We start from the raw sequence: 22966 nt of genomic DNA, 5'->3' as shown, positions 1-22966 counted from the left end.
GCCGGCGGGTCGGGCGCCGGCCGAGCGGTGGCCGACCTGCCGGGCGGGACTGGTGCTCCGGTGCGCGGCAGTGGTTCACTGTGCGCACCGGACCCGGCCTCGCCCCTGGTCCGGGGTGTGACCACCTTCGGCGAGGCGGTTCTGGACGGCTCCCCGTCCACAGCGAAGGGACGTGGGGCCATGGGGCTCAGGTCGGTCAGGAACACGGTGCTGGTCCTCCTCGCGACGGTGCTGGTGCTCGGCATCTCGCTGAGCTCTGCCACCTCGGCGCAGGCCCGCGGGCGCGACCTGCAATACGGCATGTCGGGCGGGGACGTCAGCCAGCTCCGGGTCGCTCTGGACCGCAACAAGCGCGCCGACTACCTCGCCGGCGGCAGCGCCGGCCGCAAGTTCGACTCCGCCACCAAGGACGGGCTGAAGCGCTGGCAGAAGGCGGCCGGCTACCAGGCCGACGGCCGGATCACGGTGGGCACCAAGGAGTGGCAGAAGCTGCGCTCCGAGCAGGGCCCCGCCCGCCCGGCCCCGAAGCCCAAGCCGAAGGGTCCGTCGGTGCCGGCCGCCTGCAAGGTCAAGGGCCGCGTGCTGTGCGCCAGCAAGAAGGACGACAAGCTGCGCTACTACGAGAACGGCTCGCTGAAGATGACCATCGACGCCCGCTTCGGCTGCGCGAGCGACCGCACCCGTGAGGGCACGTTCACGGTCTTCCGCAAGGTGCGCAACGACTGGAGCTACCTCTACGACACCCCGATGAAGTTCAGCATGTACTTCAGCGGCGGCCAGGCGGTGCACTACTCCTACGACTTCAAGGCCCGCGGCTACAACGGCTGCAGCCACGGCTGCGTGAACACCCGCGACTGGTCGCGGACCGAGCAGCTGTTCGCCAAGATCCGGGTCGGCGACCGGGTGGTCGTCCACCGCTGACCCCGCACGCCCCGCCCGGTGTGACGCACCGACCGGGCGGGTACCGGGCCGGCATGGACATCTGGGAGCGCATCCGCTACGCCCGAGACCAAGCCCTGGAGGCCGAGCGCACCGAACGGCGCCGACTGGACGAGGCCGACACCAACGAGCTCCAGCAGGCCGCCTCCGTCCGGCTGGCCACGCGCCAGGCCGTGCGTGAGGCGCTGGACGACATCCTCGACGAGTCCACCGACCCGGAGGCCTGAGCGAGCCCGGGCTCGCCGGCCGCGGCCTCCGGGTCGCAGGCGTGGAACGGCATTCACGTGCGGCTGCGGTGTCGTTCACCGAGCGGACACCTGCAACCGGTGGGGTGAGGCCACCCCCCACCGAGGAGTCCGCTTGAGCGCCACCAGCCACCGCCATCCTCCGAGGACGCGCGGCGGCAGCGGCGCTCCTGCGGCGCCCAGCCCGCCCCCGCGCGGTCGTCGGCGCTCGGAGGTGCGCACCCTGATCGGTGAGGCGCGTCGTGGCGAGCTGCACGTCATGAGCTTCGACATCGGGCTCGACACCGGCCGCACCGACCCGGCCGACCCTGCCCACTGGCCCACGCGCGAGCCGCTGGTGTCCCGGCTGCTCGAGCTCGAGCAGCCCACGCTGCTGGGGGCCCAGGGTGCGCTGTTCCACCAGCTCCGCTCCATCGAGGACGGGCTCCCCCAGCGCTACCGGATGATCGGCGCCGGCAGCGAGGGAGGCTCGCACGGCGAGCACTGCCCGGTCTTCTACGACCCGCTGCGGGTCCGGCTGGAGGCCTGGGAGCAGTGGTGGCTCTCCGACTGCCCCGACCGGGTCGGCTCGGTGGGCTGGGACGCCGACCGTCCGCGGGTCGCGCTGCACGCGCGGTTCGTCGAGCTGGCCACCGAGCGCGCGTTCTGCCTGCTCAACACCCGGCTCGACCCGGCGGCGCCCGAGGCCCGCCGGCAGGCGACCACGATGCTGGTGCGTCGTCTGCGCGAGTGCGGGCTGCCGACCGTCGTCACCGGCGACGTCGCCGGGGCCGGGGACGCCGACAGCACCTGGGAGCTCGTCCGCACCGCCCACCTGACCGACTCCTGGAGCTCGGCCAGCCAGCGCGTGACCCCGCTGGTGGGTACCCGGCACGGCTACGCCGAGCCGCAGCCCGACGCCCCGCGAGTCGACTGGGTGCTGACCAGCCCCGCGGTGCGGGTGCTCCAGGCGGGGGTCAACACCACCGCCTTCCTCGGACGCCGACCCAGCGACCACGCCCCCGTCCAGGCCCTGCTGCGGCTGTAGCCGCCGGATTGACGGGGCGCGCCGCGCTCAGCACGATGGCCGGCGTCAGCGACGTCATGGAGAGGACAGCCCCGGATGTACTTCATCGTGGTCAAGTTCCAGACCAAGCCCGAGTGGTCGGACCGGTGGCTCGGTCTGGTCGACGACTTCACCCGCGCCACCCGCGCCGAGCCCGGCAACCTGTGGTTCGAGTGGTCGCGCAGCGTGGAGGACCCGAACGAGTTCGTCCTGGTGGAGGCCTTCACCGACGACGGCGCCGGGCCGCACGTCAGCAGCGAGCACTTCCAGCAGGCGATGCGGGAGCTGCCGCAGGCGCTCGCGTCCACCCCGAGGATCATCAGCCGTCAGATCGAGGCCGACGGCTGGGAGGAGATGGGCGAGATGCAGGTCGGCTGACCCCGGCTACCGACGGCGGACCCGCAGCACCGAGGAGTCCACCTGCGGCGGCGGGCGGAACGCCGACCGGGGCAGCCGCCCGCCCTCGCTCAGCCGGTAGCGCCGGGCGTGCCGGGCCCGCACACCGCCGTCGGACAGCCGGCGCACGGCCCCGCGCTGCAGCACGAGGTCGGCCGAGAGCAGCCGGTCGGTGCCGAGCAGCCCGCGGACGAGCTCGGTGGAGAGCTGGTACGGCGGGCTGGCGACCACCCGGAACGGCCGCCGCGGCCAGCGCAGCTCGCGCAGGTCGACCGCCAGCACGCGGACCTCCCCGCCGAACCGCTCGGCCAGCCGGGCCGCCCGTCCCGGGTGCAGCTCGACGGCCAGCACCTCCGCCCCGAGACGGGTCAGCGGCGCGGTGAGCGCGCCGGTGCCGGCCCCGAGGTCGAGGACGAGGTCGCCCGGTCGGACCGGGGTCGCCTCGACCACCCGCTCCGCCCAGTCAGCGGTGAGCGGGTGCCACCCCCACGCCCGACGGGAGCCGGACGGGCGTCCCGGTCGCTGCCGGCCGGGCACGGCGCACCATCATGAACATCGGCATGCCGCGACGGTAGGGCCCGCGGCGCTGGCGGTCACCCGCTTTTCCGCACCCTCCCGGGTCGGCCTCCCGCGTCAGCCGTCCTGCCCGGCAGCGGAGCCGTCCTCGGCGAGCAGGGCGTTCACCCGCCGGAGGACGTCGACCTGCGCGGGGTTGTAGAGCTCGTTCAGCGCCCGGCCGAGGGTGCGCCCCGCCGGTCCCGGGCCTCCGACCAGCTGGGCCCCCAAGGTGGCCACCGCCGGGTTGTCGCGGAGCAGGTGCCGGATCTGCGGGGTGTAGCGCTCGGCGAGGTCGCGCCGGGCCTCCTCATCGGCGTCGGCCGGCAGCGCCTCGAAGTCCTCGTCCTCCGGCGTCCGGTCGGCGGTGCGCAGCATCTCGCGCACCGTGTCCATCCCGGCCTCGTCGAACAGGCGGGAGTAGATGAGCACCAGTGCGCGGTCGGCGTCGGTGAGGTGGGCGCCGACGGTGCCGAAGCCCTCGGGCAGGTCGACCGGGGTCCCGTGCCGCAGGATGACCCGCAGCTCGGCGCGGACGCGCTGCAGGCGCTCGATGGTGGCGGCGAGCTCGGCGTCGAGCACCTGCAGCGCCTCCTGCGGACGCTGCTCGGCGTCACCCAGGTCGGCGATCTGGGACAGCGGCAGCCCGAGCTCGGCGAGCCGCTTGATCCGCAGCAGCCGGACCAGGTGCTGGATGCGGTACTGCTTGTAGCCGTTGCTGGCACGCTCGGGCTCCTCCAGCAGACCGACCTCGTGGTAGTGCCGGACCGCCTTGACGGTCGTGCCCGCGAGCTCGGCCAGCTCACGCGTGCTCCACGCCATGGGCTCCTCCTGCCTCCGTCGTCGGGCACCCATGGAAGACCATGCCCCAGGGGCAGGCTCAAGCCCGACCGGGGACGGCCTGGGGCGACGGGGTCCCGTCGGGCACGGCCGGAGGCTGACGGGGGGCGGCGGTGACGTCGGAGCGCTGCACCCAGCCCCGGAACCCCCGCCGTTCCCAACGTATAGCGGAGCAGGGGTCTTGCCGCAAGACCCCGGTGAGCCAGCAGAATCGCTCCTCGCCAGGTGCCCGGACGGCGATCAGGAGGCAGAGCCGAGCGCACCGGCGACCCCAGCCCGCGCACCCAGCCGTGGACCGGAGAGACCGCATGAGCCCTGCCGACGTGTTCGCCCTGCCCGCCCGCCTGGCCGCCAAGGCCGACCCCGCCCTCATCGCCACCGACCAGCAGCACCTCGCGGCCGTGGCCGCCAGCCTCGACCAGCAGGTGGCTGGGCTCGCGGAGCGGCTGGACGAGCTGCGCCGCTCCCCCGGCGGCAAGGGCCGGGCGGCCGCCGACCGGGACCGCGAGATCCACCGGCTCAGCGGACGGCTCCGGCTGCTGAGCCGCTTCGGCGTCGACCTCTGCCTGGGCCGGATGGTCGGTGCCGACGGCGCCGAGCCGGTCTACGTCGGGCGGCTGGGCCTGACCGACGCCGACGGCCGGCGGCTGCTGGTCGACTGGCGCGCCCCGGCGGCCGAGCCGTTCTTCGCCGCCACCCACGCCCGGCCGATGGGGCTGGTGAGCCGGCGGCGCTACCGGTGGACGCAGGGACGGATCACCGACTACTGGGACGAGGTGTTCAGCCCCGACGGGCTGGAGGGGCACGCCGCGCTCGACGACCAGTCCGCGTTCATCGCCAGCCTCGGCGCCAGCCGCTCGCCGCGGATGCGGGACGTGCTCAGCACCATCCAGGCCGACCAGGACGCCATCATCCGGGCCGGGTCGGCCGGTGCGCTGGTGGTCGACGGCGGTCCGGGCACCGGGAAGACGGTCGTCGCGCTGCACCGCGCCGCCTACCTGCTGCACGCCGACCCGCGGCTGGCCGAGGGGCGCGGCGGGGTGCTCGTCGTCGGGCCGCACCGCCCCTACCTGAGCTACATCGCCGACGTGCTGCCCAATCTCGGCGAGGAGGGCGTGCAGACCTGCACCCTGCGCGACCTCGTCCGCGAGGGCGCCACCGCGGTGGCCGAACCCGATCCGGAGGTGGCCCGGCTCAAGTCGTCGGTGGAGATGGTCCGGGCGGTGGAGCCCGCGGTGGGGCTGTACGAGGAGCCGCCGACCCGTCCGCTGCTGGTCGAGACCGAGTGGGTCGAGCTCCGCGTCACCCCCGCGGACTGGGCGGAGGCCTTCACCACGCCCGACCCGGGCACCCCGCACAACGAGGCCCGGGACGAGGTCTGGGAGGCCCTGGTCGAGCTGCTGCTCGAGCAGGTCGACGAGGACGACGAGGAGGTGCCGCTGCCTCTGCTCCGGCGCGCGCTCGCCCACGACCCAGGACTGACCGAGGCGTTCGACCGGGCCTGGATCCTGGTCGAGGCCGCGGACCTCGTCGGCGACCTGTGGACCGTGCCGGCCTACCTGCGCCGGTGCGCGCCCTGGCTCGGTGAGGAGGACGTCCGGCGGCTGCAGCGCGCCGACCCACAGGCCTGGACGGTGCCCGACCTGCCGCTGCTGGACGCCGCCCGGCTGCGGCTGGGCGACCCCGGGGCGTCTGGTCGCCGACGCCGGCGGGAGGCCGCCGCGGCCGCCGACCGCGCGGTCATGGACCGGGTCGTCGAGGACATCCTCGAGGCCGACGACGATCCCGAGAGCAGTCTCATCCTGCTGCGCGGGCAGGACCTGCGCGACGCCCTGGTCGACGACGGGGCGGTGCCGGAGGCCGGGCCGGACCGGCTGACCGGGCCGTTCGCCCACGTCGTCGTCGACGAGGCGCAGGAGCTGACCGACGCCGAGTGGCAGATGCTGCTGCGCCGCTGCCCGTCGCGCAGCTTCACCGTCGTCGGCGACCGCGCCCAGGCCCGGAACGGGTTCGCCGAGTCGTGGGAGGAGCGGCTGCGCCGGGTCGGCTTCGACGACGTCCGGCTGGCCCCGCTCGGCGTCAACTACCGCACACCGCAGGAGGTGATGGCCGAGGCCGAGCCGGTGATCCGCACGGCGCTGCCGGACGCCAACGTGCCGACCTCCATCCGCAGCAGCGGGGTGCCGGTGCGCCACGCCACCCCCGCCGAGCTGGGCGACGTCCTCGACCGCTGGCTGGCCGAGCACCCCGAGGGCACCGGCTGCCTGATCGGGACCGACGGCGTCGAGGTGCCGGCCCGGGCGCGGGACCGGGTCCGCGCGCTCGCCCCGGACCAGGTCAAGGGTCTGGAGTTCGACCTGGTGGTGCTCCTCGACCCGGCCTCCTTCGGCAGCGACGTGGCCGGCACGGTCGACCGCTACGTGGCGATGACCCGCGCCACCCAGCAGCTGGTGGTGGTCGAGCCCGAGCCGGTCTGACCGGGGGCCACGGCTGGGCGCCCGGTACCTCCGCCCCCGGTCGTGGACGTCCGACCCCGGGGTCGGTCGCCCCGGTCGGGGCGCCGGTGCCGGTGCTCCCGCGGCTACGCTCACCGGCGTGATCGAGCGCTTCGCGGGAACGGCGACCATGGTGCTCGGCGCCCTGGTGCTCGGCGTCGTGCTGCTGGCCGTGGCGGTGGCGGTCCGCCGACGGGTCGGGACGGTGGCCGCCTTCGCCCGGTCGGGTCTGGTCTGGTCGCTGCTGGTGATCGCCCTCGTCACGCTGGTGCCGCTGGACGGCATCGACCTGGAGCGTCCGGTGGCGACGGCCCAGCAGGTGTGCTCGCTGGACTACGGCGGTCCGGCGCCGGACGGGTTCCTCTTCTTCTCCGGCGGCCAGCGGATGCTCAACACCGTCCTCTTCGTGCCCGCGGGGGCGTTCCTGGTGCTGGTCGCCACCCGCTGGCGGGCCGGCTGGCTGCTGGCCGTGCTCGGGCTGGGGGTGCTCGCCGCCTACTCCGTGGGGATCGAGATCACCCAGCTCGAGCTCTCCCGGATCGGACGCGCCTGCGACGTCACCGACATCGTCGACAACGTCCTCGGGGCCGGCCTCGGTGGCGTCGTCGGTGCCCTGCTGGCGGTGGTCCTCCGCCCGTGGCGGGAGCGGCGCCGCCGCCGCTGACCTGGGCCCGCGGGGGTGATCGCCCTTCGACAGGCTCAGGGCGTTGGGGTCGGGTCGAGCGCTCAGGTCACCTCGAGCGCGACCACGACGCGCACCTCACTCGAGCGCGGACCCCACCACAGCGCGCTGAGCCTGTCGAAGCGCCGGGGTGGGGCTCAGCGGCAGGGTTCGGGGCCGGTGTAGCGGGCGAGCGGGCGGTAGATCTTGGTGCCGGCGGCCTGCTCGAGGATGTGGGCGCCCCAACCGACCACCCGGGCACAGGTGAAGGTGGGGGTGAACATCGAGCGCGGCAGCCCGCACTGCTCCATCACCACCCCCGCCCAGAACTCGACGTTGACGTCCAGCCGGCGGCCCGGCTTCAGCTCGGCCAGGGTGGCCAGCACCGTGTGCTCGGTGGCGGCGGCGAACTCGTAGAGCTCGCCCCCGTGCTCGGCGGCGATCCCGCGCAGCACGCGGGCGCGCGGGTCCTCGGTGGTGTAGACGCCGTGGCCGAAGCCCATGATCCGGCCTCCGGCCGCCACCTGCTCACGGACCCACGGCTCCACCCGGTCCGGGGTGCCGATCTCGTCCAGGGCGTCCAGCGCCCGGTCCGGCGCTCCGCCGTGCAGCGGGCCGGTGAAGCTGCCGATTGCCCCGCACACCGCGGCCACCACGTCGGCACCGGCGGAGGTGATCACCCGGGCGGTGAAGGTGGAGGCGTTGAAGCCGTGGTCCACCGTCAGCCCGAGGTAGGTGCCGATCGCCCGCTCCACCTCCACCGACGGCGTCTCCCCGGTCACCATCCGCACCCAGTTCGCCCCGGCCGACAGGTCCGGGTCCGGCGGCACCGGGTCGAGGCCCTGCCGCGTGCGGTGCAGGGCGGCCAGCAGGGTCGGCACCACGGCGGCCACCCGCAGCACGTCGGCGCGCACGGACGACCGGTCCGCACCCCACACCGGGGCGAACGCCTCCACCGCCCCGAGCTGGGACAGGCAGGTGCGCAGCCGCGGCATCAGGTCGCGCTCCTGCCCGGACCCGGCCACCACGGGCACCAGGTCGGCCAGCTCCGGCGGCAGCGCTCGGAGCGGAGCGACCTCGGCGGTGAAGGCGTCCAGCTCGGCAGGGTCGGGCAGGTGGCCGTCCACCAGCAGGTGCCAGATCTCCTCGAAGCCGCGCTCACCGGCCAGCCGGGCGGCGTCGTGCTCGCGGTAGTGGAAGAAGCCCTCGGCGCCGCGGACCTCGCCGATCTCGGTGTCGGCCACCACGACGCCCTTGAGCCCGGGTGGGGCGATCAGTGTCTCGGTCATGCCGTCAGCGTGCGCCCGGGTTGATCGGCGGTCAACGTTGACCGGATCAACGTCGACGGACCGCGGATCGGTGGCAGCATGAGGCCGGTGGAGGCCCTGCGGATCGACGGCGTGGACCACCTCAGCGCCGAGCAGGTGGCCCGGCGGCTGGGCGTGAAGGTGCAGACCGTCTACGCCTACGCCAGCCGTGGCGTGCTGCGCCGGCGGCGGCTGCCCGGACGCCGGGAGAGCTACTTCCCGCTGGCGGAGGTGGAGGCGCTGACGTCCGGCGGTGGCACCCGGCGCCGTCCGCCCGGGCTGAGTGAGGACGTCCGCACCGCGCTCACCCTCGTCGAGCACGACCGGTTGAGCTACCGGGGGCACGACGTGGTCCGACTGGCGCGGGAGTCCACCTTCGCCGAGGTGGTCGCGCTGCTCTGGGGCCTCGAGCCCCGTTTCGAGACCGACGCCGAGACGGTGGCCGCCGTCCGGCGGGCGCTGGCCCCGCTGCCGGGCACCGCCACGCTGGCCGACCGCGTCCGCGTCCTGCTCAGCGTGCTGGCCGCCGACAGCCCCGACCGCCACGACCTCGACCCGGCGGTCGTGACCGCCGCGGTGGGACGGGTGATGGCGACCAGCGTCGCCTGCCTCCTGTCGGGCCGACCACCGTGGCCCGTCCCGGGAGGCACCCCGCACACACCTCCGCGCGACCGCACCCATGCTGCAACCCGTGTGCCGCCGCACGAGGGTGTGTGCCGGCCCTCGCTGGATCCCCCGGACGGCGGTCTGCCCGCCGCCCTGGCCGCGGCGCTCGGGGTCACCGACACCCGGTGGGTCGAGCAGGCCTGCATCCTGCTGGCCGACCACGACATGGCCGGCTCGACCACCGCCGCCCGGGTGGCGGCCAGCGTCCGCACCGACCCCTTCGGCGCCCTCACCGCCGCGCTGGCCGCCTTCGACAGCCCACTGCACGGGACGGCCGGACGCCGCGTGCACGCGCTGCTCGGCGAGCTGCTCGACGACCCGGCCGGCACACTCGCGCACTGCCTGCACGCCGAGACCGTGCCGGGTTTCGGCCACGTCGTCTACGAGACGCTGGATCCGCGGGCCGAGCTGCTGGTCGAGCACCTCGCCCGCACCGTGGACCACCCGCTGCTGGCCGCCACCGAGCGGCTCAGCGACCGCCTCTGGCAGCGCCGCGGGCTGCCACGCACGGTCGACCTCGCGCTCGCCCTCGGCGCCCACCTGCTCGGCGGGGACGCCGACCTGCCCGAGACGGTCTTCCTGCACGCCCGGATGGCGGGCTGGACCGCCCACGTGCTCGAGGAGTACGCCGAGCCGGCGCTGCGGTTCCGGCTCCGCGGCGTCTACACCGGCGCCCGCCCCACCTGATCGGGCGCACCTGAACCGCCGCACCGGCGGGGGTGTGACGCACCTGACGCGGCGGCCCGGAATCGTCGTCCCGGACGCCCGGTTGCCGCAGGTCGTGAGCGCACTCTTCGAGCCCCTGACCCTGCGCGGCCTGACGGTCCGCAACCGCATCTGGCTGGCCCCGATGTGCCAGTACTCGGTGGAGGCCCGCGACGGCGTGCCGACCGACTGGCACCTGGTCCACCTCGGCGCCCGGGCCACCGGCGGGTTCGGGCTCATCCTCACCGAGGCCACCGCGGTCACCCCCGAGGGTCGGATCAGCCCACAGGACACCGGGCTGTGGGACGACCGCCAGCGCGACGCCTGGCGCCGCGTCGTCGACTTCGTGCACGACCAGGGCGCGGCGATCGGCGTCCAGCTGGCCCACGCCGGACGCAAGGCCTCGACCTACCGCGGCTTCGCCGGCGAGCCCACCGGCAGCGTCCCGGCCTCCGAAGGCGGCTGGGTGACCGGCTCGGCGACCGACCAGCCCTTCCCGGGCTACGCCGCCCCGCAGGCGCTGACGACCGACGAGCTGGCCGAGGTGGTGACCGCCTTCGCCGACGCCGCCCGGCGCGCCGAGCAGGCCGGCTTCGACACCGTCGAGGTGCACGCCGCCCACGGCTACCTGCTGCACCAGTTCCTCAGCCCGTTGACCAACACCCGCACCGACGGCTACGGCGGGGACCTGGCCGGTCGGAGCCGGCTGCTGCTGGAGGTCGTCGACGCCGTCCGGGCGGTCTGGCCGACCGAGAAGCCGGTGCTGGTGCGGCTGTCGGCCACCGACTGGACCGAGGGCGGCTGGGACGCCGAGCAGACCGTCGCCGTCTCGCGGCAGCTGCGCCAGCGCGGGGTCGACCTGGTCGACGTCTCCAGCGGCGGCAACGTGCTCGCCGACATCCCGGTCGGCCCGGGCTACCAGGTGCCCTTCGCCCGGCAGGTCCGCGAGCAGGCCGAGGTGGCCAGCGGCGCGGTCGGGCTGATCACCACCCCGGCCCAGGCCGAGCAGGTGCTCACCGACGGCGACGCCGACGTGGTGCTGCTGGCCCGGGTCGCCCTGCGGGAGCCGAGCTGGCCGCTGCGCGCCGCCGCCGAGCTGGGGGTGCCGTGGCGCGAGGCCGGCTACCCCGCGCCGTACGCGCGCGGGCACTGGGAGGACGTCCCCGTCAACGCCTGAGCCAGCGGCCGCTGCCCACGTCGTCGGCTCAGCCCCAGAGCCGGTCGGCGAGGTCGGTGTAGCAGCCCCAGTCCTGGGTGGTGAGGTCGTGGCCGCCGCGGCGGATGTGGTACTGCCGCGGCAGGACGCGCAGCGGGTCGTCCAGGGCCGGCATGGCGTCGGTGGGGATCGGCTCGCGGCCGAACAGCGCGTACACCGGGGAGGCGTGCGCCAGGGAGAGGAACTCCCCGCGCGGGTCGGCCCACAGGTCCTCGTCGGCGCTGCCGACCGCGACCGCGCGCGGGGCCAGCAGCGCGATCAGCTCGTGCTGGTCGACGGGCAGCTCGTCCTCGGCCCCGTTGAAGCGCTGGAAGCCCCGGCAGAACCAGTGCGGGAAGGTGGTGTTCACCTCGGCCACCGTCTCGCCGAAGATGCGGCGGCTGAGCGCGGCACCGCCGGCGCCGGAGTCGTTGGAGACGACCAGGGCGAACCGCTCGTCCTCCGCGCCCGCCCACAGCGCCGCCTTGCCACCGCGGGAGTGCCCGACCACGGCGACCCGGGTGGCGTCGAGGGCGTCATCGGTCTCGACGTAGTCCAGCGCCCGGCTGCCGCCCCAGCCCCAGGCCGACAGCGCCGCCCAGGCGTCGGCCGGACGGGTGCGGCCCTCGCGCTCGAACAGCCCGATCACGCCGTCGGTGAAGGTGTCGGGGTCGTCGGGGGCGAGGTCGCGGACCTGCAGCGCGGCGATCGCGTAGCCGCGGGCGACCACCTGCTCGGCCGGCCAGAAGGGGGAGATCGTCGCGCGGGTGGGATCGGTGTTCTCCGGACCGCGGTTGTTGAGCAGCAGGAACACCGGCACCGGACCGGCGACGGCGTTGGGCACGAACAGGACGACCTCGAACGCGTGGGTGCGGCCGTTGTGGTCGGTGCTGATCCGCACCCGCTTGAGGGTGGCGGCGCCGTCCATCGCCGCGGGGTCCTCCTCCACCACCCGGAACCGGTGCCGGGCGTGCGACGCCGCGGCCGGGCGACGGCCGTAGACGTGGGTGCGGAAGAGCTCGAGCAGCTCCGCGCGGCGTGCGGGCCAGTCGCGGGCCGAGGTGACGCGGCGGCCGTCCAGGGTCCGCAGCGGGTCGGGCAGCGTGTAGGGCGGCACGTCGGCCTCGTCGTAGATGAACCCGGGACGCTCGGCCTCGTTGCGGGCGACCACCGCCGGGTCGGCCTGCCAGCCGTGCCCGTCGGCGCGGGCCAGCGGAGCACCTGCGGCGCCGAACGCCGCCAGACCGGCGACCCCCGCTCCCAGCACGACCTGTCGTCGGTTGAGCTCCATGTCGACACCCCTTCGTGCGCTGGACGACCGTTCGACCGTAGCAGCCGGGCACGTCCGGGGTCTGTACGGACAGCGAGTGCCGTCCTACGTTTGGGTTGTGCAGACAAACAAGTCTCCGGATCCCTCAGCCCGGGTGATGCCCTGGTCGGAGTTCGAGCGGCTGCGCAGCGCGGTGCTGGCCGAGCTGGGCGGCACGGTGCTCGACCTCGGCGCGGGTGACGGCAGCCGGCGACGCCCGCTGCCCGCCGCGCAGCGCTGGATCGGGCTCGAGCCGGACCCGCGGCTCGCCGCCCGGCTGCGCCGCCGCACCACCGGCCGGGACCGGGTGCTGGAAGCCCGGGCCGAGGACATCCCGCTGCCCGACGCCTCGGTCGACGCCGTGCTGTGCAGCTTCGTGCTGTGCTCGGTCGACGACCCGGCGACGGCGCTGGTCGAGGCGCAGCGGCTGGTCACCCCGGCCACCCGCCTGCTCGACCACGGCTGCCGCCCCACCCGCGACAGCGAGACCGAGCTGCGCCGCAGCGGCCTCGTGCTCCGCTCCCTCCAGCGGCTCGAGGTGCCCGTCGTCGCCGGCTGGCGCGTCCCCCTCGTCCTCGGCCTCGCCACCCGCCCCTGAGCGGCTGTATGTCGATCCGGCCACGGCCGGCGTGTCGCGGCGCGTCTCCCCCGCCGCCGTCCGCTGCGTACACGATCCCAGGGTGAGCGGCCACCGAGCCGGCCCCGGGGGGCGTCCTGGGAGCGGACCTCGCCGACGCGGGGTGACGGGCCGCCCCGTGCGGAACCGGCACCCGGGTGCCCGACCGTCGGCCCTGAGATCGTGTACGCCGCTCCGGAACAGGCCGCCGACACGCCGCGACACGCCGGCCGTGGCCCGATCGACATACGCGCGTTCAGGGAGCGGTGGCGCGGATGAACAGCTCGGTCAGCTCGGCGGTGAAGGCGTCCGCGTCGGCGTGGCCGTCGGTGAGGAAGCGCTCGCGGTAGCCCTCGGCCGAGCAGTGCAGCGCCTGGGCCATCACGGCCACGTCGAAGACGCGGAAGACGCCGCGCTGCTGCCCGTCCCGCAGGATGTCGGTGAGCAGCGTGGGAGGCAGAGCGGTGGTGCGGCCCCGCCCCGCCAGCCCCTCCGCGGCTCCGGTCGCCAGCAGCCGCCAGACCGCCGCCACCTCGTCGCGGTGGGTGTCCTGGTAGCGCACCAGCTCGGCCAGGTAGGCCCGGAGCTGCGCGACCGGGTCGCCCCCGGCCTCGGCGACCCGCGCCGCGAGGGACGACTCGAGCCTGGTGAGGATGTGCTCGACCACCTGGCTCATCAGATCGGTCTTGTCGGTGAAGTGGTAGCTGATCAGCCCGGGGCTGGAGAGCGCGGCCTCGGAGGCGATGCTGGTGAACGCCGTCCCGGCGGGCCCGTGGCGCGCCAGCAGCCGGATGGTCGCCTCGACGATCTGGCGACGACGCTCCTCCCCCGCGCTCGTCCGCCGGCGCTGCGGGAAGCGGGTGCTCGACATCAGCGCTTCCCCGACGCCCCGGCCCCGCCCCGGTCGGCGGCAGCGGGGTCGGCGTCCGGGTCGGGGGCGTCGGCGCCCTGGCGCTCGTCCCGCTCGGCCCACTCCAGCAGGGTGTCGAGTCGGTGCGGGGTGGCGTCGATGCCAGCGTGCAGGTCGCCCAGCTCGGCGAACCGGGCGGGGACGGTGGCGATGGTGAAGTCGTCGGGCTCCACGTCGTCGACCTCCTCCCAGCGGATCGGCGTGGACACGGTGCCACGCGGGTTGCCGCGGACGGAGTAGGCGCTGGCGATGGTGTGGTCGCGGGCGTTCTGGTTGTAGTCGACGAAGAGCGCGGCCGGGTCGCGGTCCTTGCGCCACCAGGTGGTGGTGATCTGCTCCGGGGCACGGCGCTCCACCTCACGGGCGAACGCCCAGGCGGCGCGGCGCACGTCGGCGAACCCCCACTCGGGCTCGATCCGGACGTAGACGTGCAGCCCCCGTCCGCCCGAGGTCTTCGGGTAGCCGGTGATGCCCAGCTGGTCGAGCACCTCGGCGGTGAGGTGCGCGGCCCGGCGGACGGTGTCGAAGGTGCAGTCCGGCATCGGGTCGAGGTCGATGCGCCACTCGTCGGGCTTCTCGGTGTCGGCCCGCCGGCTGTTCCAGGGGTGGAACTCCACCGTCGACATCTGCACCGCCCACACCACCTGCGCGAGCTCGGTGACGCACAGCTCGTCGGCGGTGCGGTTGTAGCGGGGGAAGTGCACGCGCACCGTCTCCAGCCACGGCGGCGCACCGTGCGGCACCCGCTTCTGGTGCACCTTCTCCCCGTCGACGCCGGTGGGGAAGCGGTGCATCATGCACGGTCGCTCACGCAGCGCGTTGACGATGCCCTCGCCCACCGACAGGTAGTACTCGACGAGGTCGAGCTTGGTCTCGCCGCGCTCGGAGAGGTACACCCGGTCGGGGTTGGTCACCTTGACGACGCGGTCGTCGACCTCGATCTCGACCGCCGGGGAGGACGCCTTCGCCATGCCTCACCCTAACCACGGGGGACCGCCGGAGCTCGACGGTCGGTGCCGGGGTGGGGGTCGGGAGCGTCAGCCAGCGGGCGACGACGGCTCACGGAGCGCGATCTCTGGAGGAGCGTGGGCCGGTGCACTACGGTGCTGCCGGACACCCGCGGGGGCGAGTGCCACTTCACCTCAGCAAGGAGCCCGCCGATGTCCCCGCCCACCCCCCGTCCCCGGTCCGTCCTGGCCTGCGCAGCCGCTGCTGTGACGGTGCTGCTGACGGCGGTGGGCGCGGTCCCGGCTCTCGCGATCACCTCGTCCGGAGGTGAGGGACGCCCAGGGGAGGTCGTCGCGGTCGAGCTCGCCACCGAGCGACCCCAGCAGGGGCCCTGGCTGGTCCGTGCGCCGGCGGGCACCATCTTCGCCGCCACGCCGAGCGTCCAGGGCGGCGGCCCCGGCTCCTCCTGCGTCGTGGTCGACGCCACCGAGGCCCGCTGCGTCCGCCAGGGGCGGTGGCCCGCGGGCAGCCGGCTGCGGGCCCGGCTGGCCATCGCGGACACGGCGCCGGCCGGGAGCGTCAGCGCGACCTCGACCGTGGGCGAGGAGACGGCCGGCTACACGGTCACCGTGCTGCCGCCACCGCCTCCCAGGCTCAGCGCGCCCGCGACCACCCGTGACCGGACCCCCACCCTCAGAGGCACCCGGGAGGCGCTGCCGAGCTCGGGCGGCCCGGGCCACTCGGTGACGGTCACGGACGCGGACGGACGGCGGCTCTGCCAGGTCCCGGCGGGGAACGAGGCGGCCTGGAGCTGCACCCCGCGGGAGCTGCCGCTGGGTGAGACGGTCCTGGTGGCGAGGCAGACGAGCCCCGGCGGGAGCACCTCCGCCGCCAGCGAGCCGTCGGTGGTCCGGGTGGTCGGTGAGGTCAGGCTCGACCACCCCGTCGACGGGTCGAGCACCTTCGCCCGCGACGTCACCGTGTCGGGGACGGCCGACCCGGGCTCGGAGGTGCGGGTGGCCCTGTCCGGGCGTCGGGCGACCGCGCCTGTCAGCGACCGGGGCCGCTTCACCGTCGACTTCGACGACGTCTCGCCGGGCCGGCACCGGGTGACCGCGGAACAGCGGCTGCCGGGCGTGCCCCCGTCCCGGGCGAGCACCGACGTCCTGGTGCGCGAGCTGGCCCCCCCGACGGTGTCCGACCCTCCGGCCGGGAGCCGGACGCAGGAGCAGCGCCCACTGCTCCGTGGTCGGGGTGAGCCGGCCGCCCGTGTCGCGGTCGACCTGGCGGGACGACGCCACACCGCGCAGGTGGACCGCTCCGGCCGCTGGAGCCTGCGGCCCGTGGACGAGCTGCCGCTGGGCACGCACGAGCTCCTGGTCCACCAGACGGTGGACGGGGTGGACTCCACGGCGAGCCGCTCCTCGTTCACCGTGGTCCCGCCACCGCCGCAGCAGCCGGCCCCAGGAGCCGCGCCCTCGTCGCCTGCAGAGCAGCCGGGAGATCCCGTGCCGGGCCCGACTCCGGAGCGAGGTCCGGCTCCCGGGCCGTCCGAGCCGGACGCCGCCGAGCCCCAGGGGGATCCGGACCAGGAGCAGCCGCCGACCCCAGCACCAGGTCCGGCCCCCGGGCCGCCCGAGCCGGACGCCACCGAGCCGGACGCCACCGAGCCGGACGCCGCCGTGCCGCAGCCGGAACCGGGCCGGGAGCAGCCGACCGGGACCGGGGAGGGCTCCGGAGACGTCGAGCGGCCCGGTGAGGACGACGGTCCGACCCGGAGGCATCCCCCGGAGGCCACCCAGACCCCCGGCGGTGGCGCGTGGAGCTCGACCCGCCTGATGCCCGTGTCGCTGACGGCCGGCTCGGTGGACGTGGTCCCTGGCACCGCCGCGCAGATGTCGGGACGGATCGGTCCGAACCCCAGCGACGAGATCGTGACGGTCACCGTGGACGGCCACGTCACCGGGGGCGTCCGCTACCGCGAGGTCACCGTGCTGGCCGGAGGGGGCCGCTGCACGGTGGCCGAGGACCGCTTCCAGTGCCAGGTCGAGCTCGGCCCGGCCGAGGAGACCACGTTCGCCATCACGTTCCTGGCTGACGCCGCCGCCCACTCCGACCAGGGCGTCCACCGGCTGCACGTCCGGGGAGACGGCCGCGGCGCCGGCGACGGCCCCGGCACGGTCAACGCCGTGACCAGCGTCCTCGACCTCACCGCAGACGCTCCCACCGACACCGAGGTCCTGGCCCGCGAGGTGTCGGAGTTCCCGGGCTCGGTCGTCGTGGTCCTCGCCCTGTTCCTGTTCGCCCTCGCCGCCACGCTCGCCGAGCGCGGGCGCTGAGCCTAGGAGACGCCGATGTCCCACACCGCCCCCGACGCCGACCTGGCGACCCCGGAGCCCTACCGTCAGCGGCGCCGCAACCCGGCGCCGGTCATCCTGCTGGCCGTGGCGGTCCTGCTGGCCGTCTACTACGGGGTGGTGGGGCTCTCCGGTGTGCTGCAGTCCACCACCACGGTGCCGATCCAGGGCTCCCAGCCCCGCTCCGGGGACTACGTCACCCTGCAGATGCGGACCGAGGACGTGGATCTGACCAATCGCACCATCCAGGCCGCCGTGCTCCCCGTCCCGCACGGGAGCCTGGTGGGGGCCAAGGCGGGGGAGATGTCGCAGAACCTGCGCATCGAGGTCCTCAGCGGTGGGGTGACCAGCTCGGTGGTGACCGTCCCGGGCGAGTCGGTGGTCGACCCGACCGCGCTCACCCTGAGCCTGCAGCGCGGGGACTCCGCCTACCCCTTCGACGAGCCGTTCACCCACTTCCAGATCTCGGTGACCAACGACACCACCGGGGCCGACGTCCCCTTCGAGGTCGTGATGGAGAACGCCGCCCGCCCGTGGACGCTCCACGGCGAGGTCACCCCGGTCCGGGGGCAGGCCGGCGCCGCCTCCGCCCTCACCCTGGAGGGCGCCCGTGACCCGCTCAGCATCATGCTGGTCCTCTTCTACGTGCTCGCCATCCTCCTGACCACGCTGATGGCGGTGGTGACCGTCGGCACGGCCCTCGTGAAGCGGGAGCTGGAGTTCAGCAACGTCATCTGGCTCTCCGCCACCTTGATCTCCTTCCCCACCCTCCGGAGCGCCATGCCGGGGGCCCCGCCGATCGGCACCGCGATGGACTACATCGTGTTCTTCCCCTGCATGTGCCTGATCGCCTGCCTCCTGGTGTGGACGGGCTTCCACCTGCTGTGGCGCGAGAGCGCCCTGCTGCGACGCCGGCACCTCGACAGCCCCGAGGAGCAGTGAGGAGAGACGACGAGCGGTCCCGGCTGCGGACGGCACCCTGGACCGGAGCCGGTCGCTCCGCTCAGGAGAACGCCGACAACCCGGCCGCGACGGCGAAGCCGAGCACCGTCGCCAGGCCGGCCACCTCGCGGGCCTTGGCGGTGGCCTCGGGGATCATCGAGTCGGTCAGCATCACCAGCAGCGCCCCGGCGGCGAAGCCCTGGATGCCGGCCTGCCACGAGGGCCCGACGACGTCGGCCAGCGAGAAGCCGCCCAGGGTGGCCAGCGCGGTCACGACGGCGACGCCCACCCACATCAGCAGCACCCGTCGGCGTGGACGCCCGGCCGCTCGCATGTCGGAGGCCGAGCCGATCGCCTCCGGCAGGTTGGAGACGAAGATCGCCACCAGCAGCGACACGCTGATCCCGTTGCCGGCCGCCAGCCCGATCCCCAGCACCGCCTGCTCGGGAATGCCGTCGAGCAGCGCGCCGAGGGCGAGAGGGGTCCCGGCGGAGCCGCCGCCCTCCCGGCCGCCCATCCGCTCCACCCCCTTGTCGGCGAGGAAGAACGCCAGCGCGCCGAGCCCCAGCCCGAGCGCCACCGGCACGGCGCCGGCCAGGCTGAACCCGTCCAGCACGAGGTCGAAGGTGACGCTGGCCACCAGCGCCCCGGCACCGAAGGCCAGCACCACCCCGACCACCCGGTCGCCCCAGCCCCGTAGCACGCCGAGGAGGGCTCCGAGCACCAGTGACGAGGCGGCGAGCAGCCCCCAGCCGAGTGCGGCGATCATGCCGGAGGGCTACCCGGCGAGAGCGGTCTGGAACCGCAGGATGCGCTCCACCGCGCGGTCCACCGCGTGGGCACCGGGGGCCAGCGACACCCGGACGTGGGTGCCGCCGGCGACCGGGTCGAAGTCCAACCCCGGGGTGAGGCCGACGTCGTGCTGCTCGAGCAGCGCGGTGCACCAGGCGCGCGAGTCGGGGTGCCGGCCCAGCACCGGGGAGATGTCGGCCCAGACGTAGAAGGCGCCGTCGGCGGGCGCGACGTCGCCCCAGCCCAGCTCGCCGACCCGGGCCAGCATCCGTCGCCGGGCCTCGGCGTGCGCGGCGACCGCGGCCTCGGCCTCGATCAGCGACTCCGGCTGGAAGGCGGCCAGGGCGGCGTACATCGAGGGCACCGGCGGGCAGAGGGCGTAGTTGCCGGCCAGCGCGTCGACCGGCGCCACGAGGTCGTCGGGCAGCACGGCCCAGCCCAGCCGCCAGCCGGTCATGCCCCAGTACTTGGAGAACGACGACACCACGACCGCGGTCGGGTCGGAGGCCAGCGCGGAGACGCCGGGGGCGGGTGGGTCGGCACCGGGAGGGGTGGACGGGTCGCGGTCGGTGATGCCGTGGTAGATCTCGTCGCTGACCAGCCGGACGCCGGCATCGGCGCACCAGGCGGCCAGCGCCGCCATCCGGTCGGCGTCCAGCATGGTGCCGGTGGGGTTGGCCGGGGAGGCGACCACCAGCCCGTCCAGCGGGCCCGCGGCCTCCAGCAGCTCGGGGGTGGGCTGGTAGCGCTCGGCCGGGCCGCAGTCCAGCTCGACCACCTCACAACCCAGGCTGGACAGGATGTTGCGGTAGGCCGGGTAGCCGGGACGGGCCAGCGCGACGCGGTCGCCGGCGTCGAAGGCGGCCAGGAAGGCCAGCAGGAACGCCCCGGAGGAGCCGGTGGTGAGCGCGATCCGGTGCGCGTCGACGTCGAGGCCGTAGCGCTCGGCGTACCAGTGGCTCAGCCGCTGCCGCAGCTCCGGGAGCCCGAACGCGGCGGAGTAGCCGAGCCCGACGCCCTGCTCGAGCGCGCGCACCAGCGCCGCCCGGACGGGAGCCGGCGCACCCTGGGACGGCTCGCCGACGCAGAGGTTGACCACGTCGCGACCGGCGGCGCGCCGACGGGCGACGGCGGCCAGGACGCTCATCACCTCGAACGGCGGCACCTGGCCGCGGGCCGAGGCTGACCGGCCGCCGGACGGCGTGGCGGGGCCCACCTCAGAGCGTCTCGGGCAGCCCGAAGCGGTCGAACAGGGTGCGGTCGAAGAAGCAGGCGACGTGGTCGATGCCGTCCGCGCCCACCGACAGCACCTGCAGATGGAAGGGGCGGTGCACGCCGTCCTGCCCGCGCATGTAGAGCCCGAACGCCGGCTGGCCGTTGGCCACGGTCCACCGGATCCGCATGTCGTCGGGCTTCTCCGCCGGGCACCGGGTGGCGATGAGGGTGCCGATCTGCTCCCGGCCGGAGTACCAGGCCTCGAAGGGCGGCATCTCCCACGAGGCGTCCTCGGTGAGCACGGAGACGATCTCGGCGATGTCGTAGCGCTCGAAGGCCTTGGCGTAGCGCTCCACCAGCTGCTGGGAGCGCTCGTCCAGGCTCGCGTGCTCCCGGCTGGACGGCATCTCCTGGCCGTCCATCCGCGCCTTGGCCCGCTGCATCGCGCTGTTGACCGCCGCCACGGTGGTCTGCAGCACCTCCGCGGTCTCGATCGCGCTGTAGCCGAGCACCTGGCGCAGCACGAGCACCGCCCGCTGCACCGGCGTCAGGTGCTGCAGGGCGGCGACGAAGGCCAGCCTGATGCTCTCGTGGCCGACGGTGACCGCGGCCGGGTCGGGGTCGGGGGCGTCAGCGGCCCCGGGCCACGGCTCGAGCCAGGTGACCTCCTCCCGCACGACCAGCTCGTCGCGGGCGTCGGAGGCGGGAGCGCCGAGGCCGGTCGGCATCGGACGCTTCTTCCCCTTCTCCAGCGCGGTCAGGCAGGCGCGGGTGGCGATGGAGTACATCCAGGTGCGCAGGCTGCTGCGTCCCTCGAAGCGCTCGTGGGCCTTCCAGGCGCGGAGGTAGGTCTCCTGGACGAGGTCCTCGGCCTCGTGCACCGAGCCGAGCATCCGGTAGCAGTGCGCGGTGAGCTCGCGTCGCAGCGGCGCGACCAGCTCCATGAACTCGCCGTCGAGGAGCTCGCCGTCGAGCTCGGTCGTCGTGACCGACGGTGCGGAGGACGGGGCGGCGACCCCGGTCGTCTGCGGCATGGGCCGACTCTAGCGCCGACCTCCGACGCTGTCGTGGGCTCTTCCGGACACTTCGCCCACACTTCCGGCCAGCGCGCTCAGTCCTCGTCCAGCCGCTGCAGCAGGTCGACCGCGGCCTCCATGTACCCCCTGATCCACCGGTCGTGGATCCGCTTGATCGGCAGCGGCGCCAGCGACAGGTGGCGCTCCCGCCCGACCTTGCGCCCGGTGACGAGCTCGGCCTCCTCGAGGACGCGCAGGTGCTGCAGCACCGTCGTGCGGTCGAGGTCGGGCAGCTCGGCACAGAGCGCGCCGACCGTCCGTGGGGACGTCCGCAGCGCGTCCAGCATCCGCCGCCGTACCGGCGAGGCGAGCGCCTTGAACACCCGGTCGTCGTCCTCACGGCTCTTGCCGGGCTCCACTGACATGTTGTAAGAATACAACATGTCTACTGACGCGTTGCACCAGCTCTCCTTCACCGTGTCCGGGCGGGTGGCCCGCCCCTGCGCCGAGGTCTACGAGGCGGTCGCCGACCCCGAGCAGCTCTCCCGCTACTTCACCACCGGCGGCGCCCGTGGACGCCTGGAGGCGGGCGCGGAGGTGACCTGGGACTTCGCCGACTTCCCCGGCGCCTTCCCGGTCACCGTGGTGGAGGCCGACCCGCACCACCGGATCGTCGTCGAGTGGGACGGCGAGGCGACCGCCGGCGGCACCGGCACCACCCGCACCGTCTTCGAGTTCGAGCCGGTCGACGACGACACCCGCACCCTGGTGACGATCACCGAGTCGGCCTGGGAGCCGACGGGCGACGGCGCGAAGGCGGCCTTCGGCAACTGCGAGGGCTGGACCGGCATGCTCGCCGCGCTCAAGGCCTGGGTGGAGCACGGCATCAACCTCCGCGACGGCTTCTACCGCTGAGCGGGCTCGCCCGCCGCTCGTCAGGACGTGGTGCGCTCGAGGAACCCGCGGACCAGCGGGACGACCTCGTCGAGGTGGGTCTCCAGCAGCCAGTGCCCGCCGCCGAGCAGGTGCAGCTCGGCCCCGGGCAGGTCGCGGGCGTAGGCCCGCGCCGAGGCCTCCGGCATGTAGCCGTCGTGCGGACCCCAGACGATCAGCGTCGGCGGGCGGTGCTCGCGCAGGTAGGCCTGCTGGGCCGGCATCCACCCCAGCGTGGACGGCTGGTCCTCCAGCAGCCGGACCAGGTTCGCCAGCCGCTCAGGGGTCGACATCAGCGCCCAGTGCAGCGTCCACAGGTCCGGGCTCACGCGGTCGGCGACGTCGTCGGGCAGCTCACCGGCGAACTCGTCGCGGAAGCCCTCGAGGGTGATGTGGGCGGCGATCGCCCGGCGGGCGTCCGGGCCGGGGTCGTCCCACAGCCGGCGCAGCCCGTCGTACTTGGGGCCGAAGGCGTCGGGGTAGATGTCGCCGTTCTGGATGACCAGGCCGAGCACCCGCTCTGGGGCCGACAGCGCCAGCTGGAAGCCCAGCTGGGAGCCGTAGTCGTGCAGCCAGACGACGTAGCGGTCGAGGCCGAGGACGTCCACGAAGCGCTGCAACCAGTCGGCGTAGGCGGCGAAGGTGTAGCCGAAGACGTCCGGCGGCGGGGTGTCGCTGTGGCCGAACCCGGGCAGGTCGGGGGCGACCGTGCGCCACCGGTCGCCGAGCGCGGCCATCAGCCCCCGGTAGACGGAGGAGGACGCCGGGTAGCCGTGCGGCAGCAGCAGCACCGGGGCGTCAGGCGGCCCGGCCTCGCGGTAGGCGGTGCGGATGCCGTCGACCTCGACGACGCGGTGGTGGACGGGGCTGGTCATCCGG

The 22966-nt window shown here is 74.7% G+C and carries 23 protein-coding genes; 12 read left to right on the top strand and 11 right to left on the bottom strand.

Annotated features, from left to right (window positions below):
- The first annotated feature begins 207 nt into the window (after nt 1-207).
- The 4 genes from DT076_RS07650 to DT076_RS07635 all read left to right on the top strand — a co-directional run bounded on the left by DT076_RS07650 (nt 208) and on the right by DT076_RS07635 (nt 2607).
- Nucleotides 208-921, top strand: coding sequence for a L,D-transpeptidase family protein (locus DT076_RS07650; protein WP_233493763.1), 714 nt, complete (start codon nt 208-210; stop codon nt 919-921).
- A 53-nt stretch (nt 922-974) separates the two neighbouring features.
- Nucleotides 975-1166, top strand: coding sequence for a hypothetical protein (locus DT076_RS07645; RefSeq protein WP_114126288.1), 192 nt, complete (start codon nt 975-977; stop codon nt 1164-1166).
- Nucleotides 1167-1299: 133 nt separating this feature from the next.
- On the top strand, nt 1300-2211 hold the full coding sequence (locus tag DT076_RS07640) for an endonuclease/exonuclease/phosphatase family protein (RefSeq protein WP_147264100.1): 912 nt from the start codon (nt 1300-1302) through the stop codon (nt 2209-2211).
- 75 nt (nt 2212-2286) lie between these two features.
- Nucleotides 2287-2607, top strand: coding sequence for a putative quinol monooxygenase (locus tag DT076_RS07635; RefSeq protein WP_114126080.1), 321 nt, complete (start codon nt 2287-2289; stop codon nt 2605-2607).
- Nucleotides 2608-2613: 6 nt separating this feature from the next.
- On the opposite strand, the gene DT076_RS07630 is transcribed toward DT076_RS07635, so the two are convergent.
- Nucleotides 2614-3162 (bottom strand): rRNA adenine N-6-methyltransferase family protein, encoded by a 549-nt coding sequence (locus DT076_RS07630; protein ID WP_114126079.1) that lies wholly within the window; start codon nt 3160-3162, stop codon nt 2614-2616.
- A gap of 96 nt (nt 3163-3258) precedes the next feature.
- Nucleotides 3259-4002 (bottom strand): helix-turn-helix domain-containing protein, encoded by a 744-nt coding sequence (locus DT076_RS07625; protein ID WP_114126078.1) that lies wholly within the window; start codon nt 4000-4002, stop codon nt 3259-3261.
- Nucleotides 4003-4328: 326 nt separating this feature from the next.
- Here DT076_RS07625 and helR point away from each other — a divergent pair, with 326 nt between their 5' ends.
- Nucleotides 4329-6497: an RNA polymerase recycling motor ATPase HelR gene (gene helR / locus DT076_RS07620; protein WP_114126077.1), complete on the top strand. Its 2169-nt coding sequence runs from the start codon at nt 4329-4331 to the stop codon at nt 6495-6497.
- A gap of 118 nt (nt 6498-6615) precedes the next feature.
- Complete coding sequence (locus tag DT076_RS07615) at nt 6616-7179, top strand: VanZ family protein (RefSeq protein WP_114126076.1); 564 nt, start codon at nt 6616-6618, stop codon at nt 7177-7179.
- Between the two features lie 155 nt (nt 7180-7334).
- Here DT076_RS07615 and DT076_RS07610 read toward each other — a convergent pair whose 3' ends face one another.
- Nucleotides 7335-8465, bottom strand: a complete 1131-nt coding sequence (locus DT076_RS07610) for a citrate/2-methylcitrate synthase (protein WP_114126075.1) — start codon at nt 8463-8465, stop codon at nt 7335-7337.
- Between the two features lie 78 nt (nt 8466-8543).
- On the opposite strand from DT076_RS07610, the gene DT076_RS07605 reads away from it, so the two are divergent.
- Nucleotides 8544-9836, top strand: a complete 1293-nt coding sequence (locus tag DT076_RS07605) for a citrate/2-methylcitrate synthase (RefSeq protein ID WP_114126074.1) — start codon at nt 8544-8546, stop codon at nt 9834-9836.
- A gap of 94 nt (nt 9837-9930) precedes the next feature.
- Complete coding sequence (locus DT076_RS07600; protein ID WP_114126287.1) at nt 9931-11031, top strand: NADH:flavin oxidoreductase/NADH oxidase; 1101 nt, start codon at nt 9931-9933, stop codon at nt 11029-11031.
- Nucleotides 11032-11059: 28 nt separating this feature from the next.
- Here DT076_RS07600 and DT076_RS07595 read toward each other — a convergent pair whose 3' ends face one another.
- On the bottom strand, nt 11060-12340 hold the full coding sequence (locus tag DT076_RS07595; protein ID WP_199539036.1) for a glucuronyl esterase domain-containing protein: 1281 nt from the start codon (nt 12338-12340) through the stop codon (nt 11060-11062).
- 97 nt (nt 12341-12437) lie between these two features.
- On the opposite strand from DT076_RS07595, the gene DT076_RS07590 reads away from it, so the two are divergent.
- Nucleotides 12438-12956, top strand: coding sequence for a class I SAM-dependent methyltransferase (locus tag DT076_RS07590; protein WP_158548074.1), 519 nt, complete (start codon nt 12438-12440; stop codon nt 12954-12956).
- Nucleotides 12957-13230: 274 nt separating this feature from the next.
- On the opposite strand, the gene DT076_RS07585 is transcribed toward DT076_RS07590, so the two are convergent.
- Entirely contained in the window at nt 13231-13845 is a 615-nt protein-coding gene (locus DT076_RS07585; RefSeq protein ID WP_114126073.1) for a TetR/AcrR family transcriptional regulator, read from the bottom strand.
- Nucleotides 13845-14855 carry a non-homologous end-joining DNA ligase gene (gene ligD, locus DT076_RS07580; RefSeq protein WP_114126072.1) on the bottom strand — a complete coding sequence of 337 codons (1011 nt, stop codon included), beginning with the start codon at nt 14853-14855 and terminating at the stop codon, nt 13845-13847. Before ligD ends, DT076_RS07585 begins: the two co-directional genes overlap by 1 nt.
- A gap of 189 nt (nt 14856-15044) precedes the next feature.
- On the opposite strand from ligD, the gene DT076_RS07575 reads away from it, so the two are divergent.
- A complete protein-coding gene (locus DT076_RS07575) occupies nt 15045-17171 on the top strand; it encodes a hypothetical protein (RefSeq protein WP_147264099.1) in 2127 nt (708 codons plus the stop codon).
- Nucleotides 17172-17186: 15 nt separating this feature from the next.
- Nucleotides 17187-18131, top strand: a complete 945-nt coding sequence (locus DT076_RS07570; RefSeq protein ID WP_114126070.1) for a DUF4436 family protein — start codon at nt 17187-17189, stop codon at nt 18129-18131.
- 61 nt (nt 18132-18192) lie between these two features.
- Here DT076_RS07570 and DT076_RS07565 read toward each other — a convergent pair whose 3' ends face one another.
- The 4 genes from DT076_RS07565 to DT076_RS07550 all read right to left on the bottom strand — a co-directional run bounded on the left by DT076_RS07565 (nt 18193) and on the right by DT076_RS07550 (nt 21579).
- Nucleotides 18193-18900 carry a ZIP family metal transporter gene (locus tag DT076_RS07565; protein ID WP_114126069.1) on the bottom strand — a complete coding sequence of 236 codons (708 nt, stop codon included), beginning with the start codon at nt 18898-18900 and terminating at the stop codon, nt 18193-18195.
- A gap of 9 nt (nt 18901-18909) precedes the next feature.
- On the bottom strand, nt 18910-20088 hold the full coding sequence (locus DT076_RS07560; RefSeq protein ID WP_233493761.1) for a pyridoxal phosphate-dependent aminotransferase: 1179 nt from the start codon (nt 20086-20088) through the stop codon (nt 18910-18912).
- 52 nt (nt 20089-20140) lie between these two features.
- Nucleotides 20141-21172, bottom strand: coding sequence for a sigma-70 family RNA polymerase sigma factor (locus DT076_RS07555; RefSeq protein WP_114126068.1), 1032 nt, complete (start codon nt 21170-21172; stop codon nt 20141-20143).
- Nucleotides 21173-21249: 77 nt separating this feature from the next.
- Nucleotides 21250-21579, bottom strand: a complete 330-nt coding sequence (locus DT076_RS07550; RefSeq protein WP_199539035.1) for an ArsR/SmtB family transcription factor — start codon at nt 21577-21579, stop codon at nt 21250-21252.
- A 16-nt stretch (nt 21580-21595) separates the two neighbouring features.
- On the opposite strand from DT076_RS07550, the gene DT076_RS07545 reads away from it, so the two are divergent.
- Nucleotides 21596-22069 carry an SRPBCC domain-containing protein gene (locus tag DT076_RS07545; RefSeq protein ID WP_114126066.1) on the top strand — a complete coding sequence of 158 codons (474 nt, stop codon included), beginning with the start codon at nt 21596-21598 and terminating at the stop codon, nt 22067-22069.
- A gap of 20 nt (nt 22070-22089) precedes the next feature.
- Here DT076_RS07545 and DT076_RS07540 read toward each other — a convergent pair whose 3' ends face one another.
- Nucleotides 22090-22962 (bottom strand): alpha/beta fold hydrolase, encoded by an 873-nt coding sequence (locus DT076_RS07540; protein WP_114126065.1) that lies wholly within the window; start codon nt 22960-22962, stop codon nt 22090-22092.
- Nucleotides 22963-22966: the final 4 nt, after the last annotated feature.

This window comes from Desertihabitans brevis, assembly GCF_003327535.1.
GTDB classification, from domain to species: domain Bacteria; phylum Actinomycetota; class Actinomycetes; order Propionibacteriales; family Propionibacteriaceae; genus Desertihabitans; species Desertihabitans brevis.
The sequence above is the reverse complement of the archived record's forward strand: the minus strand, read 5'-3'. Positions and strand labels throughout refer to the sequence as shown.

Coding starts and splice junctions, on each gene's coding strand:
- DT076_RS07645 (WP_114126288.1), top strand. CDS start 975: ATGGACATCTGGGAGCGCATCCGCTACGCCCGAGACCAAGCCCTGGAG.
- DT076_RS07635 (WP_114126080.1), top strand. CDS start 2,287: ATGTACTTCATCGTGGTCAAGTTCCAGACCAAGCCCGAGTGGTCGGAC.
- DT076_RS07625 (WP_114126078.1), bottom strand. CDS start 4,002: ATGGCGTGGAGCACGCGTGAGCTGGCCGAGCTCGCGGGCACGACCGTC.
- helR (WP_114126077.1), top strand. CDS start 4,329: ATGAGCCCTGCCGACGTGTTCGCCCTGCCCGCCCGCCTGGCCGCCAAG.
- DT076_RS07610 (WP_114126075.1), bottom strand. CDS start 8,465: ATGACCGAGACACTGATCGCCCCACCCGGGCTCAAGGGCGTCGTGGTG.
- DT076_RS07605 (WP_114126074.1), top strand. CDS start 8,544: ATGAGGCCGGTGGAGGCCCTGCGGATCGACGGCGTGGACCACCTCAGC.
- DT076_RS07595 (WP_199539036.1), bottom strand. CDS start 12,340: ATGGAGCTCAACCGACGACAGGTCGTGCTGGGAGCGGGGGTCGCCGGT.
- DT076_RS07585 (WP_114126073.1), bottom strand. CDS start 13,845: ATGTCGAGCACCCGCTTCCCGCAGCGCCGGCGGACGAGCGCGGGGGAG.
- ligD (WP_114126072.1), bottom strand. CDS start 14,855: ATGGCGAAGGCGTCCTCCCCGGCGGTCGAGATCGAGGTCGACGACCGC.
- DT076_RS07575 (WP_147264099.1), top strand. CDS start 15,045: ATGTCCCCGCCCACCCCCCGTCCCCGGTCCGTCCTGGCCTGCGCAGCC.
- DT076_RS07570 (WP_114126070.1), top strand. CDS start 17,187: ATGTCCCACACCGCCCCCGACGCCGACCTGGCGACCCCGGAGCCCTAC.
- DT076_RS07565 (WP_114126069.1), bottom strand. CDS start 18,900: ATGATCGCCGCACTCGGCTGGGGGCTGCTCGCCGCCTCGTCACTGGTG.
- DT076_RS07555 (WP_114126068.1), bottom strand. CDS start 21,172: ATGCCGCAGACGACCGGGGTCGCCGCCCCGTCCTCCGCACCGTCGGTC.
- DT076_RS07550 (WP_199539035.1), bottom strand. CDS start 21,579: ATGTCAGTGGAGCCCGGCAAGAGCCGTGAGGACGACGACCGGGTGTTC.
- DT076_RS07545 (WP_114126066.1), top strand. CDS start 21,596: ATGTCTACTGACGCGTTGCACCAGCTCTCCTTCACCGTGTCCGGGCGG.
- DT076_RS07540 (WP_114126065.1), bottom strand. CDS start 22,962: ATGACCAGCCCCGTCCACCACCGCGTCGTCGAGGTCGACGGCATCCGC.